Origin of the sequence: uncultured Thermosynechococcus sp., assembly GCF_938074695.1 — a bacterium.
Classification (GTDB): Bacteria; Cyanobacteriota; Cyanobacteriia; order Thermosynechococcales; family Thermosynechococcaceae; genus Thermosynechococcus.
In genome coordinates, this window is sequence record NZ_CALJEM010000021.1 from 35775 (window position 1) to 52836 (window position 17062).

The following is a 17062-nucleotide window of genomic DNA, read 5'->3' on the forward strand; positions in this document are numbered from 1 at the left end:
ATGTTTTTTGAAGTTTCGCTTGACAGCCATATGGTCAAAAAGTAATACTCACCTGTAGCTTGCCGTTCTGCCCCTATCTAGCCCACGGCCATTCCCCGTTGGCAGGCCAACCTTTGCCTCAAAAAAATGTTGAAAATAAATTTCAGGAGCTTTCAGGAGCCACCGCTATGACTGTGCTCTCCCTTGCGCTGCGTGAAGGAACTGCCGAGGCTCACACCTTGGCCGAACGCACTGCCTTCATGAAGTGTTTTGTCCAGGGATTCATTACTCCCAGCCTCTTTCGCCAGTTTCTGGCCAATCTCTATTTCGTTTACACTGCGCTTGAATCGGCTTTGGCCAATACCAAGGGGGCTTCCCTGCGGGCAATGTACTTCCCTGAACTCAACCGCAGCGGTCAATTGGCTGAAGATTTGGCCTTCTACTATGGCGACAATTGGCGGGATCAGATTACGCCCCTCACGGCTACGCGGGTTTACCTCAGTCGCATTCATGATGTGGCTCAGAATGATCCTCTGCTGCTCATTGCCCATTCCTACACCCGCTATATGGGGGATCTCTCTGGGGGACAGGCTCTCGGTAAAATTGTTCGCTCCCACTTGGCGCTGCCCGAAGGTAAAGGCACGGCCTTTTACGAGTTTCCAGCGCTGCCGACCCCAGAGGACAAGAAAGCCTTTAAGCAGCGGTATCGAGAAACCTTAGATGGCCTTGGCCTCGATGAAGGGGCGATCGCCCGCATTGTCAAGGAAGCCAACTTTGCTTTTGCCCTCAACTGCAATCTCATGCACGCCCTTGAGCCTGAGTTAAAAGCCAGCGTTGGCGATCGGGTGTGGCAGTCGGTTGTCATCGAGAACCAGCCCAGTCGGCGAGAGCACCGCCGTCCTGAAGCTGTTGCCGTCTAAGACCCCCTGTTATCTTGTGAGGAGCTTGCAAAAACCCATGAGTGTGGTTCAGCCAATTCAATTTGAGGGGGCACTGCTGCAAAAATACGATCGCCCCCTGCCCCGCTATACGAGTTACCCTACAGCAGCCGAATTTACTGCCGATTTTGATCGCCATTGTTTCCAGCGGGAACTGCTGCGGAGCAACGCAGCGCACTTGCCCCTCTCCTTGTACGTGCATATTCCCTTTTGCCAGAGTGCCTGCTATTTTTGCGGCTGCAACGTGATTATCACCCAAAGCCAAACCATTGCCAAAACCTACTTGGACGCTTTGGCTGAGGAAATTGCCCTAGTTGCTGCACGGCTGGATCGCACTCGTCCAGTAATTCAAATGCACTGGGGCGGCGGTACCCCTAACTACCTCACTATTGACCAGGTGGAATCCCTGTGGCGCACCCTCACCCACCACTTTGAATTTGCCAAGGACGCCGAAATTTCAATTGAGGTGAATCCCCGCTATGTCAACCGCGAGTACCTCTTTCGTCTGCGGGAGCTGGGTTTCAATCGCATCAGCTTTGGCCTGCAGGACTTTGACCCTCAGGTGCAGCTGGCGGTAAATCGCATCCAGCCTGAAGCCTGGCTGTTCCAGGTAATGGAGTGGATTCGCGCTGCTGAGTTTACAAGTGTCAACATTGACCTCATTTATGGCTTGCCCTACCAAACCGTTCAATCCTTTGAAACCACCATTGCCAAGACGCTCCGCCTAAATCCAGATCGCATTGCTGTCTTTAACTTTGCCTATCTGCCCAATCTCAAACCAATTCAAAAGCGTATTGATCCAGCGACGCTACCCGATGGCTCGACCAAGTTGGCCATTTTGCAGCGGGTGATTGAACTGCTGACGAGCCACGGCTATCGGTACATTGGCATGGATCACTTTGCTAAGCCCACGGATGAGCTGGCGATCGCCCAAGAGGCGGGGACGCTCAAGCGCAACTTTCAGGGCTATACAACGCTGCCCCCGGCCGACCTCATTGGCTTTGGTCTGACCTCGATTAGCATGTTGCAGGAGGCCTATGCTCAAAATCAAAAACATTTGGCCACCTACTTCAGTGAGATTGCAGCAGGTCAACTGGCCACAGAGCGCGGTATTCAACTGCGGGATGAGGATTTGCTGCGCCGCGCCATTATCATGGAATTGATGTGCCAGTTTAGCCTCGACAAGGGGGCGATCGCCCGCCAGTTTAATCTCGATTTTGATACCCACTTTGCCCCAGAGTTAGCCGCACTGGAGGAATTGGCCGCCGATGGACTCCTCAAGTTGGGGCGCGATCGCCTAGAGGTCACCCCCGTGGGACGGCTCCTCATCCGCAATATTGCTGCCGCCTTTGATACCTACCTGCAACAAAAATCTGGTAGGACATTTTCCAGGGCCATTTAGTCCCAGATTGGCTTTAGGATTCTCTTGTGGTGCAAGTTCTCGCCATCTAAACTCGCGTCTAAACTTGTAAACGGTGTTGAGGAGTGCCTATGTCATCATCCTTGGAATTGCAACCCCAGACCACCCGCTTCAATTGGGGGTTTGTCCTCTTTTTGGGAGTTATTCATCTTTTAGCAGGAGTTGCCTTTTTCTTTTTCTCTTGGTCTGCGCTGGCAGTCACCCTCTTTCTCCACTGGCTCTTTGGGAGTATCGGCATCTGCTTGGGATACCATCGCCTCTTGAGCCACCGCAGTTTCCAAGTCCCGCAGTGGCTAGAGTATGGCATTGCCCTTTTGGGTGCTTTAGCCATGCAGGGAGGTCCTATTTTTTGGGTCGCTGGCCACCGCTTGCACCATGCCCATACGGAGGATGAAGTGAAAGACCCCTACTCAGCGCGGCGGGGTTTTTGGTGGAGCCACATGCTCTGGCTTGTCTATCCCCAGCCTCAATTCTTTAATGCAGAGGAGTATGCCCGCTTTGCGCCGGACTTGACGCGGCAGGCTTTCTACCGCTGGCTTGATCGCTACTTCTTGCTACTGCAAGTGCCCCTTGCGTTGCTGCTCTATAGCCTCGGCGGTTGGTCTTGGCTACTGTGGGGAGTGTTTGTGCGGGCGGTCTTCCTGTGGCATAGCACTTGGCTAATCAACTCTGCGACTCACAAGTGGGGCTACCGCCGTTTCGACACAGCGGACAACTCCCGTAACCTTTGGTGGGCGGCGCTCCTCACCTACGGCGAAGGTTGGCACAACAACCACCATGCCTATCCCCACGTGGCCAAGGCTGGCTGGTATTGGTGGGAAGTGGATCCCACATGGTGGGTAATTCGCATCCTCCAGGGACTGGGTCTGGCTTCCAAGGTACAGTTGCCTCCGCCCACAGCGTTGTCCTAATTGCCTCGACTATCTTGGGCGATCGCTAGTTTACTCAGCCGATGGAGATCAACCCCCTCGGCGGTCATTAGCTCTCTCCAGAGAGTATTAATTTTAGGGTTATTGGGCTGCGCCTGTCGCAGTTTCACCAAAGCATCGAGGGCATCATACCAAAGGCCATTGATAGCCAACAACTCATACCGTTGTAGAGGATTGGCTTGGCGGAGTTGTTGTTCCAGGGTCTTCGGTAGAGCGATCCGTTGCACCCAGCCTTCCACAAAGCGAATCTGGGAGGGATCGGGGTCACTAGGGTTACAAATAAGGCTGACAGTCCAGCGGTAATCTACACCCTCCTGCAGGGGCGGCACGTCATCCGCCAACATAATACTGTCTAGGCGCGGCCGATTGGCCGTGGGAAACTGTTGTTTGTAAATTGGCACCTGTGTCCCGTCGGCAAGGGTCTGAAAGAGCGCAAACTCCAGAGCTTGGTAATTGTTGGCGGGTAAATACCAATAAAACGTCGGGCGAGTTGCTGCCGTCAAACCAATGTTACTCGCCGGTACCAATGTGGTTAAATCAGGTTCATTCGCTAGGGTTTGCACTTTACAGATGCCACGGGTGGCCGCCCCCTCACGATTTCCTGGACGGGATAGGTTTTTGGGGGGAATAAATCCAGCCCAACTAAGACCTGCATTGAGGATGAGTACGGTCAAGCTCCAAGGAATGAAATATCGCAGTGACTTGAAAATAGAGCGTTTCATAGGTCAAGATCCTCAGTGAAAAGCGGTCGTGGGGAGTGTTAAGGGATTTTAGGCTTCAGTTTTTGGTCGTTTCCCTATCTGCCACACTCTCAGCATAGGAGTTAGTTGTGGGCTGTGGGGTGATAACTCCAACGTAATTGTGATGATTTCCAGCACGTACCTGTATTGTCTTGGCTCACAACTGAGGTAACTCTCAAGACGAGGGCAGTAGGCTAGCAGTTCCAAGGTGGTGCTGGCATCCTTTGAGCAATGCCGCCGCGCATCCTACGAATGAACGGGAAGCGTCATTCGCTAGTTAGCAGCGGATGTGATATGATTCTCCTCCTCAAGTATGTCAAGTATGTCAAGCATGGCACTATTGCCCGCCAGAAAAGACTTCTGGGGACTCGGGCAGATATAAGACCTGCTTGGCAAGGTACAACTGAACCTGTAAGTCCTGGCATCACCCGATTTATAAACGTAGGGAACAGGCCAGAAGTTGGCATGAACAACTTCAACCCAAAACCCACAGTCGGAAATGATCTGGGGTGCTGCAAAGGCAAAAGTTCTCGGCAGTAGGCGAGAATGCCGCCTCCCTCTCTGGTAACAGGATTGGGAAGTCGCTTATCAGCGGAGCATTCACCAATGGGTCTAAGGCATATTTTTAGGGAAACGCTGAACAATTCCTTGTAAGTCCGTCTCGAAGCCCGCATGAGGGAGTTGGACGCGACTCCGAGACAGCATTCTTCCACAAAGATGCCCCAGTGGGCCGTTTTTTCCGCGTTTTACCGAAATTTTCCTCTTTTTTACGGTACTACGGGCGCAATACCCCCATCAGATACCCCCAACCACCTGCGCGCCAGCACCAGATTCGCCAAGCCAAACAGGGTCAACAACTGCTTGCCGTTCTTCTGCAACCCACGGTAGCGTGTCTTCTTATGGCCAAACAGGTTCTTCACCACATGGAAAGCATGCTCGGCTTTGGCACGAATGCTTGCCTTGGTCTGCTCCACTCTCTCCATCAGCTCACCCAAGGCGTGGCAGGCAAGGCACGACGCTTGCCAGGTCTCATCGCCACATGCCAATTCACATTGGGGTGACGCTGCTGGACTTCGTCGCGTTTGTCCACCCCCTGGTAGCCGGCATCGGCAAAGACGTGGGTCTCTTGCCCGCAAGCTGCGCCTGCGCTTGGGTGACATCGGCCACATTGGCCGGGGTGGCCACAACGGTGTGGATCTGCCCAGAGCCTGCGTCCACCCCGATGTAAGCCTTCATCCCTAAGCGCCACTGACTACCCTTCTTGGCAGCGTATTCCAGGTCGGAAAAGCTTACTTGGGTCTGCATAGGGTACTCGTGTCCTCAAAATTATCCTAGGGCAGGGGGAGGGCGGCAATTAAATCAGTGTTTCTCTAGAAAAGGCCGTATCTATACTGGAAAGTGCTTATCGTGTTGTTGAACTGAGCACCGTTGCCGCGACTTTATTTAACACTTTATTTAACTTTTTTGATTGAGTTGTACTGCATAACTCTTCACTGTGACTCACTCCTCACTTAAGTGGCTGGTATTACTGCCCCTCAGTCTCATTGTGGCGGTGAGTATTTTGGGGGGTGGCTCAAGGGAACTATGGGCAGCGGAGAGAATTATTTTGCGCTATGGCCTCTTGGAGCGATCGCTCTCCATTGCCGATTTAGAACGATTTGCCGCCACTGGCCAACCTTCCCTGGAACTGGCTAGCTACCTACGATTATTGCCACCTGCCCACCGGCAGCAATTGCGATCGGCATTGCAGGAACGACTGCAACTCTCCCCTGTTGCTGTTGCTCAACTCCTGTACTCTCCCCTTGGTCAAGAATTAATGGTGCAGGCAAGTCGGCTTCTTCAGACCCAAAGTCGCCAAGAAAATGCCCGTGCCCTGCGAGGAGCCCTGATTCTTGCCGCTGCCGATCCCAAGGGCCTCACTGTGTTGAGTGTGATGCGCCACTACCCCTCCCCCAGTATCCGCTTTGACCTCAAGAAAGGACTCGCCATTCTCAAAAACTTCCAGCACACGATCCGCGTAACAGAGACCATTTTGGATGTTGTCCGTCGGCAGGCGATTGAAAATCAGACAAAATTGATCCCTACCAGTGTGCAATCACTGCTCCAACCGGGATCTGGGCAGTGGCTAGAGATGCCTTGGGCAGCAGTGGATGAATCGCCTTGGCGATTGCAGTTGACAGGACATTCCCGCCCCATTGAAGCGGATTTTTATCTACCGATTGTTCCCGCGGGACAGCAGGTTCCGGTGGTCATTGTTTCCCATGGCTTGGGGGCAAGTCGCTACAGCTATCGCTATTTGTGTCAACATTTGGCCTCCCACGGTTTTGCGGTTATTGCCCTTGAGCACGTGGGTAGCTCAACTCGGCAGCTACTCTCGTTTCCCATAGGCTATGCCAGTTCGAGGACGGCGGCTCAGGAATTTCTGGATCGTCCCCTTGATGTGACGTTTGTCCTTGATCGTTTAGGGGCATTTCCTGAGCAACTCTACCCTTGGCGAGGGCGGTTGAACTTGGAGCGGGTGGCCATCATTGGTCAGTCCTTTGGGGGCTACACGGCTCTGACCCTCGCAGGGGCACCCTTGGATTTTCAACAACTGCGGCGACATTGCACCAGAAGTGTCCTAGAGTCGTTTAATGTATCACTGCTGCTTCAATGCCAAGCCCAAGCCTTACCACCAAGGGTCTATTCTCTAAAGGATCCCCGTGTGCAAGCGGTAATTGCTGTTAACCCAATCACCAGTGCTGTCTTTAGTCCTGAGTCCCTGAGTCAGTTAAAAATTCCCGTGATGTTTGTGGCTGCAAGTGAGGATACGATCGCCCCTGCTGTCGAGGAACAGATTTATCCCTTTACGTGGCTGACGACGCCCGATCGCTACCTCGTCTTGATGGACGATGCAACCCATTTCTCAACGATTGGTGAGGCCGGTCAAAGGGAACCCGTACTGCCAGTCCCCCGGTTCCTAGTCGGTGCTGCTCCCCCGCGATCGCGTGCCTATCTGCAGGGATTGAGCTTGGCCTTTTTACGCTTGCATCTTCTAGGGGATGAGCAGGCGCGGCAATGGCTGACCCCAGCAGCAGCAAGGGCTTTGAGTTCACCCACTCATGGTCTGAGTCTAACCCAATCTCTCTCGCCAGAACTATTGCAAAGAGTACCGCGGGCGGTGAAGTATCCCTAAGCTAACCGTGAATGCTCCCCCGATGACCCTTTGCGTGCATCAGCGGCTTCCCAATCCTGTTAGCAGAGAGGGAGGCGGCTGTACCTTTATCTGTCCGGGTCTCCAGAAGTCTTTTCTGGCGGGCAATAGTGCCATACTTGATTAGAAGAATCACATCACATCCGCCGCTAACTAGGGAATGACGCTTCCCGTCCATTCGTAGGATGCGCCGCGGCGTTGCTCAACCATGGGTGCTAAAGCTCTAATGGTGGTGGGAACCACATCCCATGCGGGGAAATCGCTTCTCACAGCGGTGATTTGTCGTTGGCTGGCTCAGCAGGGCTACCGGGTCACCCCCTTTAAGGGACAGAATATGGCCTTGAATGCCTACGTCACCCGTGAGGGCGGCGAAATCGGCTATGCCCAAGCAATGCAGGCCTGGGCGGCAGGGGTGGAACCGGAAGTGGCGATGAACCCCATTCTCCTCAAGCCCCAAGGGAATATGACTTCGCAGGTGATTCTGAAGGGGCAGGTGGCGGGGGTCACCCAAGCAGCAGACTACTATCGGGATTACTTTGAGCGGGGTTGGCAGGCAATTACAGAGGCCTTGGCAAATCTCCAGCAACGCTTTGACTGGATTGTGTGTGAAGGCGCCGGCTCACCGGCGGAAATCAATCTCAAGCACCGCGACCTCACCAATATGCGGGTGGCCAAACACCTAGGGGCACCGACCATTCTCATCGCCGATATAGATCGCGGCGGTGTGTTTGCCCATATTGTAGGCACGTTGATGCTGCTAGATGCCGAGGAGCGGGCGTTGATCCAAGGAATTGTCATCAATAAATTTCGCGGCCAGCGATCGCTCCTCGACAGCGGTCTGCAATGGCTAGAGGAGACGACGGGGGTACCAGTCTTGGGCGTGATTCCATGGCTCGATCGCCACTATGCTGCCGAAGATTCCCTTGATCTATGGGATCCGCGCCCCCAACGCCAAGGGGCAGACTTAAAAATTACCGTCATTCGCCTGCCGCGGATTGCCAACTTTAGCGATGTTGATCCTTTGCTGGCAGAACCCAGCGTCTCCCTTGAGTTTTTGCCGCCCCAGCGTCCCCTAGGTCAGCCCGATGCCGTCATTTTGCCGGGCACTAAAACCACGATTGCCGATCTCCACGTCCTGCGCGAAACGGGAATGGCAGCGCAACTAAAAGCCTATGCTGCCCAAGGGGGAACCATTCTCGGCATTTGCGGTGGCTGGCAGATGTTGGGCGTCACCATCAGCGATCCTCTGGGTTTAGAGGGATACTGCGGCACCTATGAAGGACTGGGACTCATGCCCCTGCACACCCAACTGGGAGAAACCAAATGCACCCGACAACAACAAACCCAGTCCCTTTATTTCCCCTGTGCTGAGCCGATCTTGGGCTACGAAATTCACCAAGGCCAAAGTAATTACACAGGGGATCTCAAGGGTTGGCAGCCCCTTTTTGCCGCCTCAGAACTGGGTCTGGTTAACGGAGCGGGCACCCTTTGGGGGACTTATCTACATGGGCTATTGGAAAACGGCGCTTGGCGTCGCCATTGGCTGAATGTGTTGCGCTCCCGCCGCCAATTGCCACTCCTACCCACAGCAATTCCCCACTATGCCGAGCAACGGGCTGTTGCCCTAGATGAACTCACAGAAGCCGTCATGGCTCATCTGAACTTAGAGGGTATTTGTAAATTATGTTGACGTAAAAATTTCAAATTGTTAGCAAGTGTCATCACGGGCAAACGACTGCCCTAGACTGAGGAACAATGTGCTGATGACAAGGAGTTCAAAAGAATAATGGCAGTGGCTGCTTCTTGGTCAGTGGGAATCTTGATTGCCTCGGCGATCGCCGCTTTAGGTGGCTTAAGCTGGCTATTGTACACGGCTCATCAAGAGGAAAAACACTTTCCCCTGCGGGAGTGTTCCCCCCAAGAGGCCTATGGCGAAACTCTTTGGCGTATGATCTTTGTCTATTGGCTGGTCTATTGTGGTGCGCGGGGGCTACAGATCGCTGTACCATTGGAGGGCACAGAGTTGGGTCAAATGTGCAAGATCACCGCACTCCTGGCCCTTTTGCTCACCGCCTCCTCGCTGCTTTGCTTACCCCTGCACTATTGGCAAGCACGCCAAGGCCAGCAACAACTCAATTAAAGCCTAATTCTTTCCCTGCTCCTGTCAATGTGGTCTGAGCTGCTCCAACAACTCCTCGATCGCCAAGCCCTGACGCAAGAGCAGGCCGCCCAGCTCATGCAGGGATGGTTGACAGGCGAAATTCCCGATGCTCTCTCCGGAGCTATTCTCACGGCACTACAGTTCAAGGGGCTGACGGTGGAGGAACTGGCGGGGATGGCCAAGGTGTTGCTGGCTCAGTCCCCAGGGGTGTCATTGAATTTGGCCGAACCCCTCATTGATACCTGCGGCACAGGGGGCGATCGCGCCGGTACGTTTAATATTTCCACAGCAGTTGCCTTTGTGGTGGCGGCAGCAGGGGTCAAAGTCGCCAAGCATGGCAATCGTTCCGTCTCTAGCCGCGTTGGTTCAGCGGATGTTCTTGAGCACCTGGGGGTCAACCTTGCCCACGACGATCCCGCCTTTTTGCTCAAGGAAGTGGGGATCACGTTCCTCTTTGCCCCCGGTTGGCATCCCGCCATGAAAGCCGTGGCTTCCCTACGCCGTATCCTAAAAATTCGCACGGTCTTTAACTTGTTAGGTCCTTTGGTCAATCCACTTCATCCCACGGGGCAGGTGATTGGGGTTTACAGCGATCGCTATCTGGAAGCGATGGCCGGTGCCCTGCAACGTCTGGGTCGTCAACGGGGGATTGTCCTCTATGGTCGCGAAGGAGTGGATGAAGCCACCCTTGGCAATATGACTGATTTGGTGATGTTTAGCAGTCCTGAGGAGCCGCTACGCCAAGCAGTCCTCGATCCCCAAGCCTTGGGTCTAGCCAGTGCTCCCCTCAGTGAGTTGGCAGGGGGGGATGTTCAGACGAATGCCGAGATTCTGACCCAAGTTCTTCAGGGAAAAGGGACAACGGCTCAACAGGAGGTGGTGGCGCTCAATGCCGCCCTCGCCCTCTACGTGGCCGCCGCAGTTCAGGATTGGTGGGAAGGGGTAGATCGGGCAAAGGCAATTCTGGCCAGCGGTGCGGCATGGGACAAGTTGCAGGCATTGGTGGCGCTCTCCAATGAAGCCTAGGGTATCTGCCTATTTGCCGCCCTGGTGTGTCTTGGATCCTCTCCTAGATCGGTGGTTACAGGAGGACATCGGTCGGGGCGATCGCACCACCCAGGCCCTGCACCTCCACGAGCACCGAGGAAAAGCCCACATTCGGCTCAAAAGTCAGGGAGTGATTGCCGGCCTGCCCATTGTGGAGCGGGTTTTTCAACGCCTCACATCAAGCGTTGTATTTACCTATGAGCAGGCCGAAGGCGCGATTTGTGATCAGCCGACGATTGTTGCGCGGCTTGAAGCGCCTCTAGAAGCATTACTCCTTGGCGAACGGCTGGCGCTCAATTGCCTCATGCGCCTCAGTGGCATTGCCACCCTCACCCATACCTATGCCCAGCAGATTGCCGATCTGCCCACCCAATTGGTGGATACCCGTAAAACGACACCGGGACTGCGCCTGCTGGAAAAATATGCAGTTGCTGTCGGGGGCGGGGTCAACCATCGCTTTGGCCTTGACGATGCAATCCTGATTAAAGACAACCATATTGTGGCAGCGGGGGGGATCACGGCTGCGGTTGAGAAAGTGCGCCAAGCCAGTCCCTTTCCCTTGGTTATTGAAGTGGAAACCGAGACCCTCGATCAGGTGCGCGAAGCCCTCTCCCTTGGGGTGGCGGTGATTATGCTCGACAATATGCCGCTTCCAGACATGACCAAGGCAGTGGCGATGATCCGCGCCGAAGCTCCCCACATTAAAATTGAGGCCTCTGGCAATATCACTTTGGAAACCTTGCGATCCGTGGCCTTGACCGGCGTAGATTACATTTCTACGAGTGCGATGATCACGCGATCGCCTTGGCTAGATTTTAGTTTGACCATTCTTTAAGTCTTTTTTGAGTGCCTGTTTTTGGAGGTCGTGCCGTGTCTAAGTCCCTGAGCCTCCCTCGGTGGCTTCGCCTGACACCTTGGGAGTTACTGGTGTGGCTGATTGCCCTAGGGATTGCCTTGCCGATTTTTGTCATTCTCAGCCAAATTTTTGTAAATACAGGTAACACTTGGCAGCATTTGGCCGCAACGGTTTTACCTGAGTACCTATTGAACTCCCTTTGGTTGATGTTGGGTGTAGGCATTGGGGTGATTGTCATTGGTGTGAGTACGGCATGGCTGGTCACGAACTGTGAATTTTGGGGGGTGCGCTGGTGGCAGTGGCTGCTGTTGACTCCTTTAGCCGCACCGGCCTATGTGTTGGCCTACACCTATACAGAGTTTTTTGCCTTTGAGGGGCCTGTTCAGGCATGGCTGCGGCAACTGACAGGCTGGGGCTACGGTGACTACTGGTTTCCCAATATCCGTTCCCTTGGCGGGGCGATCGCCATGCTCACCCTTGTCCTTTACCCCTATGTCTATTTGTTGGCGCGGGTAGCCTTTTTGGAGCAGGGGATCTGTAGTTTGGAAGCCAGTCGCTCCCTTGGCTGCGGCCCTTGGCGGAGTTTTTGGACTGTGGCATTGCCCCTGGCGCGGCCGGCGATCGCTGCCGGTACCAGTCTTGCCCTCATGGAAACCCTGAATGATTTTGGCACTGTGCAGTACTTTGGCGTGGATACCTTCACCGTCGGCATTTACCGCACTTGGTTTGGCATGGGTGACAAGATGGCGGCGGCGCAGTTGGCTTCTGTGCTGGTGGTGATTGTTTTTGCTCTGCTGCTTGTCGAGAAATGGTTCCGGGGCAAGGCGCGCTATTACAATCGAGGGGGCGATCGCCCAGTGCCCTATCGCCTCAGGGGATGGCGAGCGGTTGCGGCTTGGTTCGTGTGTGCCCTGCCCGTCGTTTTAGGTTTATTACTGCCGGCGGGGTTGCTCCTCTATTTGGCCATTAGCTACCAACAGCTTCAGCTCAGTCGCGAATTTCTGGAACACGCCAGCCACAGCCTGATTTTGGCGACCCTTTCTGCGGTTCTAGCGGTTGGGATTGCTCTGCTGTTGGCCTATGGCCATCGTTTGCTGCCAACGGTTTGGGTTCGTTGGGGAACCCAAGTGTGTATTACCGGCTATGCAGTTCCAGGGACAGTGATTGCCGTTGGCATCCTCATGCCCTTGGGGTGGCTAGATAACGTCATTAACGATGTCAGTGAGCATCTGTGGGGGGTGGAAGTGGGCTTAATTCTCAGTGGCACAATAGTCGCATTGCTCTATGCCTACTTGGTGCGCTTTTTGGCCGTCTCCTTTAGCAGCGTTGAAGCCAGCTTAGTGAAAATTCGTCCATCCCTCGATGAGGTGGCGCGGACCCTGGGGCGATCCCCTTGGAATATTCTGCGCACGGTTCACTTGCCCCTGATGGTGCCCGGCCTTTTTACCGCAGCCCTGATGATCTTTGTGGATGTCATGAAGGAATTGCCTGCGACATTGGTCATTCGGCCCTTTAACTTTGATACCCTAGCGATACAGGTTTACCGCTTTGCCTCCGATGAGCGGCTTCCCGAAGCGGCCTTAAGTGCCTTGGCCTTGGTGGTCGTGGGTCTCATTCCGGTGATTTGGCTGGGACGGCAAACCCACTGGGCAGATTAGGAAGTTCGGTTTCCCGTTCACGGGCTTCTTAATAATTCGTTACATTAGAAACAACGTTCGCTAGGTGTGCTATGTACTTAGAATTCAAGGCCAGCCAATCTGTTTGCCTCAGTATTGAAACACCCACGGCTCCCTTGCAGCACTACCTGCGTCAGCCCCGGCGGCTTGTTTATGCTTTGACGGATCCAACCCGCGTGGAATTTCTAGGGAGCGATCGCTTTCGTCTGAAGATGCGCCCCCTCAATTTTCTCATGGTCAGCTTGCAACCCACCGTTGATCTGGCCGTTCATGCCAATAGTGATGGCTCTTTACAATTACGCTCCCTTGGCTGTGAAATTCGCGGGGTGGACTACATCAATCGCCGCTTTCACCTCGCCCTCGAAGGTTACCTGTCTCCCCAAGCTACGCCGAACGGTACGGATTTGGTTGGTCGAGCTGATTTGCAAGTGGGCGTGGATATTCCGCCGCCTTTAGATCTCACGCCGCGTCCCCTTCTCGAAGCCACCGGCAATGGGTTACTCAAGAGCGTTCTTTTAACGATTAAACAGCGCCTTAGTCAGCACCTTGTGGCCGATTATCAACGCTGGCTCACGGAGGTGGAAAGCCATGGCAGTAGCGATTGGCTCACACCTATTCCTGTGAGTTCCACCTAGAGCTGCAAGCTCCCCTACAAATAAACCTGCTTGGTACTGAGTAACTGAGCAAGGCCAAAGAGACCCCGTTGGCACCCCTGGGCAACAGCGCCAATGGCCAGTGCATCCAAGCGCTCTAGGTGGGGAGGACGATTGACAAAAACCAAGGGGGTCTGCACCTGCTGATAAAAAACACGGCAATCTCTGTAGCTGCTGGCAACAATCCCACTGGCGGCGCTGCCATACCGGTGAATCCAAGTGATTGCTGTGGTGAGATCCTCTTCGTAGTGCCACGCTAAGCGTTGATCTAGATAGGGGAGTGGCCACTCACCGGCATCTACAAGGGGAATGTGGGGATAGTTGCGGTGCAGGTACTCGTCCACCCCCTGTTTGTAGCCGGCTTGGGTGAGTTCATTGATCACAAAGGTCAAATGGGAGGGATTGACATTGCTGAGTACAATGACCTTTTCAATTGCCAGGGCGCGATCAGGGTTTGCTTGGTGGCTGTGCTGAATACAATTGAGGACACTCTCTGGCGACACAGAGCCATCCCAAACAAGGTAAGTATTACCAAGGGAAAGCGAGACTAGGGGACAGCGGGCAGCAGCGCGTTGCTCGGCCACAAAGCGGAAACGGCCATAAACAAGAGCGAGATCAACCGCAGTGGCATCCGCAAGCCAACTGGCGGGCGGGAGAGAAAGGGTCTGAATGGCCGTTTTTGGCAGACTGCTTTTGCTCAATGCAGCTTCGATGAGGCTGGCGATCGCCCCCGCCGTGTAGCGACTACTTTCAGCACTCCAGAGCACAAGGGCATTTCCCGTTTTCAGTGCCATGCCCGCCAGCATCAAACTTAAGGTGGGTAGTCCTTCATAAACCAATGCCACCACCCCTAGGGGAACTGCATACTGAAACCGCTCTGGCTGTGTAGGGCAGGGTTGCTGCCACGGATCCGCTGCATGGTAGAGGCGCTCTAGCCACTGCTGAATGCGGTGCAGGCGCTCATGGGTCAACCGCAACCAGCCAACCACAATCTGAGATACTGCCAGATCGCGGCTGGATTCGAGATCAAGAGTATTTTGTTCCAACAGCAGAGACTCTGCTGTTGCTAACTCCTCAATCAAATGCCTGAGAGCTTCCTGGCGCAGAGCATAGCCGGCTTGGCTGAGGTGTGTACTGGCGACCCGCGCCACCCTTAGGGGCTCAGGCAACATAGCCGCAGATCGCTCAACGACGGGAGAGGGCAATCCACACCAGAAATGCTGGTGTCAGGGCAATCAGCAGGGAGGCAATAATCCATAGCAGCCCTTCAGGTTTTAAGGACAATTGTAGAAGTAAGGGCAGCCACAACAGAATAGGCATCAATAAAAAGAAACTCAGGCCAATTGCGAAATACCAGTAACTTTCTGAGAACCCCCGCTGCAACTGACTCCACTGCAACCCTGTCCAATACCACGCTCGCTTGTAGGGATAGGTGGTAGCCAATTGCTCAATGGAAAAGCCATCGGGACGAACGACAAAGATTTGTTGACAGCGCCGACATCCAAAGGCTTCTGTGAGGGCAATAGGCACCAGCTCCCCCTGACGGCGACAAGGGCAGGGGTAACTTGCATCCAGATCCAGTTTCTGGGGTTTAATTGGAGCCACGGTGGCTGTCCAGAACGCAAACAATAGGTTAGGTAATGATGCGATTAAGGGCGATCGCTCGCCTACTGATACAGCATACAAAGAGAATTCTGTTTTGCCCGTAACTTATACAATTTGTTAAAGATAGACCGAAAAGCAGCACATTTTGAATTTTCTGTAATGGGGGAATGTAGGCTAGGATACAGTTCTGCCGCAACCCCTCTTGATGATGATTCCCCAGGATTTTCTCGACCAAATTAACCCCGATCGCTATATCGTCCCCGCTGGCGAGAAATTTCACTGGAAGGACTATGATCCTGCCGATACTGCTGGCCTCAAAAGCAAAGTCGAAGCCCAAGAACTCCTCGCCGCTGGTATTAAGAAGCTAGCGGCCTACCAAGATGTCCTCTATGCCCAGAATATCTATGCGCTGCTGATTATCTTCCAAGCGATGGACGCAGCGGGCAAAGACAGCACAATCAAACACGTGATGAGTGGTCTCAACCCCCAAGGCTGTCAGGTGTATAGCTTTAAGGCACCCAGTGCTGAGGAGTTGGATCACGACTTTTTGTGGCGATTTAACCGGGCATTGCCAGAGCGGGGTTGCATTGGTATTTTTAATCGCTCCTATTACGAAGAAGTCCTTGTGGTGCGGGTACACCCCGATTTACTCAATCGCCAGCAACTTCCTGCGGAAACCAAGACCAAGCACATCTGGAAAGAGCGCTTTGAGGACATTAATCACTACGAACGTTACTTGACACGTAATGGCATTCTCATCCTCAAGTTTTTCTTGAATATCTCCAAATCAGAGCAAAAAAAACGCTTTTTGGAGCGCATTAGTCGTCCAGACAAGAACTGGAAATTTTCGATTGAGGATGTGCGCGATCGCGCCCACTGGAATGACTATCGAGAAGCCTATGCCGAGGTCTTTCGCCACACCAGTACCGAATGGGCACCGTGGCACATTATTCCCGCCGATCGCAAGTGGTTTGCACGGCTGATGGTGGCTCACTTCATTTATCAAAAACTGGCAAGCCTTAACCTACACTACCCCCTTGTCACTGAAACCCACAGGCAACAACTCCTAGAGGCAAAAGCACTGCTGGAAAACGAACCCGATGAGGATTAGGCACTGCCCTCTCCTTGAGGGACTTCCTGCCAGAGGGACGTTATCTCCCGCAGGCTTCGGTAATCCCCATTTCCGAGAATCAAATGGTCAAGCACGGGAATTCCCATCACTTGTCCTGCTTGCAGAACTTGTTTTGTCAAGTCCAGATCCGCTTGACTGGGAGAGAGATTCCCTGAGGGATGGTTGTGGGCAATAATCAGGCGGCTGGCATTGCGGCGCACCGCTTCCCGGAAAATTTCGCGGGGATGGGCAAGGGTTTCGGTTGCCGTTCCCACCGTAATCACATGAGACCCCAATAGGCGATTGCGCACATCTAGCAGGAGAACGGCAAAGCGTTCCGTCGGTTGCCACATCAGATCGGCACTAAGCACAGCAGCAGCAAGGGCAGGATTGTCAATGATCGTTTGCTCCCCCGGCCGCGACTGAAAGACCCGCTTCCCCAATTCCACAGCAGCCAGAATTGTTGTGGCTTTGGCAGGGCCAACACCGGGAATCGCCATTAATTCCTCTGGGGTAATGTCGCGCAAAACACTCACCGCATCGGTACTGTCACCACTGCGCTCCCCCAACTGTTTGAGGATGAATTGTCCTAAACCTACCGCTGAGAGTTTGCCAGCCCCTTGACCGGTGCCCAATAAAATCGCCAGCAGTTCTGCGGAACTGAGGTAGCGGGCACCTTGGCTGAGCAGCTTTTCACGGGGGCGATCGCCAATGGGCAAATCAGCAACACGGAGCGAGTAGGACATGACAGCAG

General features: G+C 53.9%; 15 protein-coding genes and 1 pseudogene. 11 read left to right on the forward strand and 5 right to left on the reverse strand.

What is annotated here, in order from left to right; translation table 11 throughout:
* The first annotated feature begins 167 nt into the window (after positions 1–167).
* The 3 genes from Q0683_RS03615 (at position 168) to Q0683_RS03625 (ending at position 3248) form a co-directional block, all read left to right on the forward strand.
* Positions 168–899: a heme oxygenase (biliverdin-producing) gene (locus tag Q0683_RS03615; RefSeq protein WP_298613234.1), complete on the forward strand. Its 732-nt coding sequence runs from the start codon at positions 168–170 to the stop codon at positions 897–899.
* Between the two features lie 37 nt (positions 900–936).
* Entirely contained in the window at positions 937–2319 is a 1383-nt protein-coding gene (gene hemN / locus Q0683_RS03620; RefSeq protein ID WP_298613231.1) for an oxygen-independent coproporphyrinogen III oxidase, read from the forward strand.
* Between the two features lie 89 nt (positions 2320–2408).
* Entirely contained in the window at positions 2409–3248 is an 840-nt protein-coding gene (locus tag Q0683_RS03625) for a fatty acid desaturase (protein WP_298613228.1), read from the forward strand.
* Here Q0683_RS03625 and Q0683_RS03630 read toward each other — a convergent pair.
* Positions 3245–3988 carry a DUF928 domain-containing protein gene (locus Q0683_RS03630; RefSeq protein WP_298976341.1) on the reverse strand — a complete coding sequence of 248 codons (744 nt, stop codon included), beginning with the start codon at positions 3986–3988 and terminating at the stop codon, positions 3245–3247. The genes Q0683_RS03625 and Q0683_RS03630 overlap by 4 nt on opposite strands.
* Before the next feature lie 785 nt (positions 3989–4773).
* Positions 4774–5269 (reverse strand): annotated as a pseudogene (locus Q0683_RS03635) (IS5 family transposase); the annotation flags it as partial.
* Positions 5270–5501: 232 nt separating this feature from the next.
* On the opposite strand from Q0683_RS03635, the gene Q0683_RS03640 reads away from it, so the two are divergent.
* From Q0683_RS03640 to Q0683_RS03670, 7 genes are all read left to right on the forward strand, one after another.
* On the forward strand, positions 5502–7181 hold the full coding sequence (locus tag Q0683_RS03640; protein WP_298976343.1) for an alpha/beta hydrolase: 1680 nt from the start codon (positions 5502–5504) through the stop codon (positions 7179–7181).
* 226 nt (positions 7182–7407) lie between these two features.
* Positions 7408–8889 (forward strand): cobyric acid synthase, encoded by a 1482-nt coding sequence (locus Q0683_RS03645; RefSeq protein ID WP_298615709.1) that lies wholly within the window; start codon positions 7408–7410, stop codon positions 8887–8889.
* 96 nt (positions 8890–8985) lie between these two features.
* On the forward strand, positions 8986–9339 hold the full coding sequence (locus tag Q0683_RS03650; RefSeq protein ID WP_298615712.1) for a hypothetical protein: 354 nt from the start codon (positions 8986–8988) through the stop codon (positions 9337–9339).
* 27 nt (positions 9340–9366) lie between these two features.
* Entirely contained in the window at positions 9367–10386 is a 1020-nt protein-coding gene (gene trpD, locus Q0683_RS03655; protein ID WP_298615714.1) for an anthranilate phosphoribosyltransferase, read from the forward strand.
* Positions 10376–11242, forward strand: a complete 867-nt coding sequence (gene nadC / locus Q0683_RS03660) for a carboxylating nicotinate-nucleotide diphosphorylase (RefSeq protein WP_298615716.1) — start codon at positions 10376–10378, stop codon at positions 11240–11242. Before trpD ends, nadC begins: the two co-directional genes overlap by 11 nt.
* Before the next feature lie 35 nt (positions 11243–11277).
* Complete coding sequence (locus Q0683_RS03665) at positions 11278–12921, forward strand: iron ABC transporter permease (RefSeq protein ID WP_298616937.1); 1644 nt, start codon at positions 11278–11280, stop codon at positions 12919–12921.
* A gap of 71 nt (positions 12922–12992) precedes the next feature.
* Complete coding sequence (locus Q0683_RS03670; protein WP_298615721.1) at positions 12993–13574, forward strand: DUF1997 domain-containing protein; 582 nt, start codon at positions 12993–12995, stop codon at positions 13572–13574.
* Between the two features lie 14 nt (positions 13575–13588).
* Here the strand turns inward: Q0683_RS03670 and Q0683_RS03675 are convergent, their stop codons facing one another.
* Together Q0683_RS03675 and Q0683_RS03680 are read right to left on the reverse strand one after the other, a co-directional pair.
* On the reverse strand, positions 13589–14764 hold the full coding sequence (locus Q0683_RS03675) for a hypothetical protein (RefSeq protein WP_298615723.1): 1176 nt from the start codon (positions 14762–14764) through the stop codon (positions 13589–13591).
* A 13-nt stretch (positions 14765–14777) separates the two neighbouring features.
* A complete protein-coding gene (locus tag Q0683_RS03680; RefSeq protein WP_298615725.1) occupies positions 14778–15197 on the reverse strand; it encodes a hypothetical protein in 420 nt (139 codons plus the stop codon).
* A gap of 208 nt (positions 15198–15405) precedes the next feature.
* Here Q0683_RS03680 and Q0683_RS03685 point away from each other — a divergent pair, with 208 nt between their 5' ends.
* Complete coding sequence (locus Q0683_RS03685; protein WP_366142454.1) at positions 15406–16308, forward strand: polyphosphate kinase 2 family protein; 903 nt, start codon at positions 15406–15408, stop codon at positions 16306–16308.
* Here Q0683_RS03685 and radC read toward each other — a convergent pair.
* Entirely contained in the window at positions 16305–17054 is a 750-nt protein-coding gene (gene radC / locus Q0683_RS03690; RefSeq protein ID WP_298615729.1) for a DNA repair protein RadC, read from the reverse strand. The two genes, Q0683_RS03685 and radC, sit on opposite strands and share 4 nt — an antisense overlap.
* Between the last annotated feature and the right edge of the window lie 8 nt (positions 17055–17062).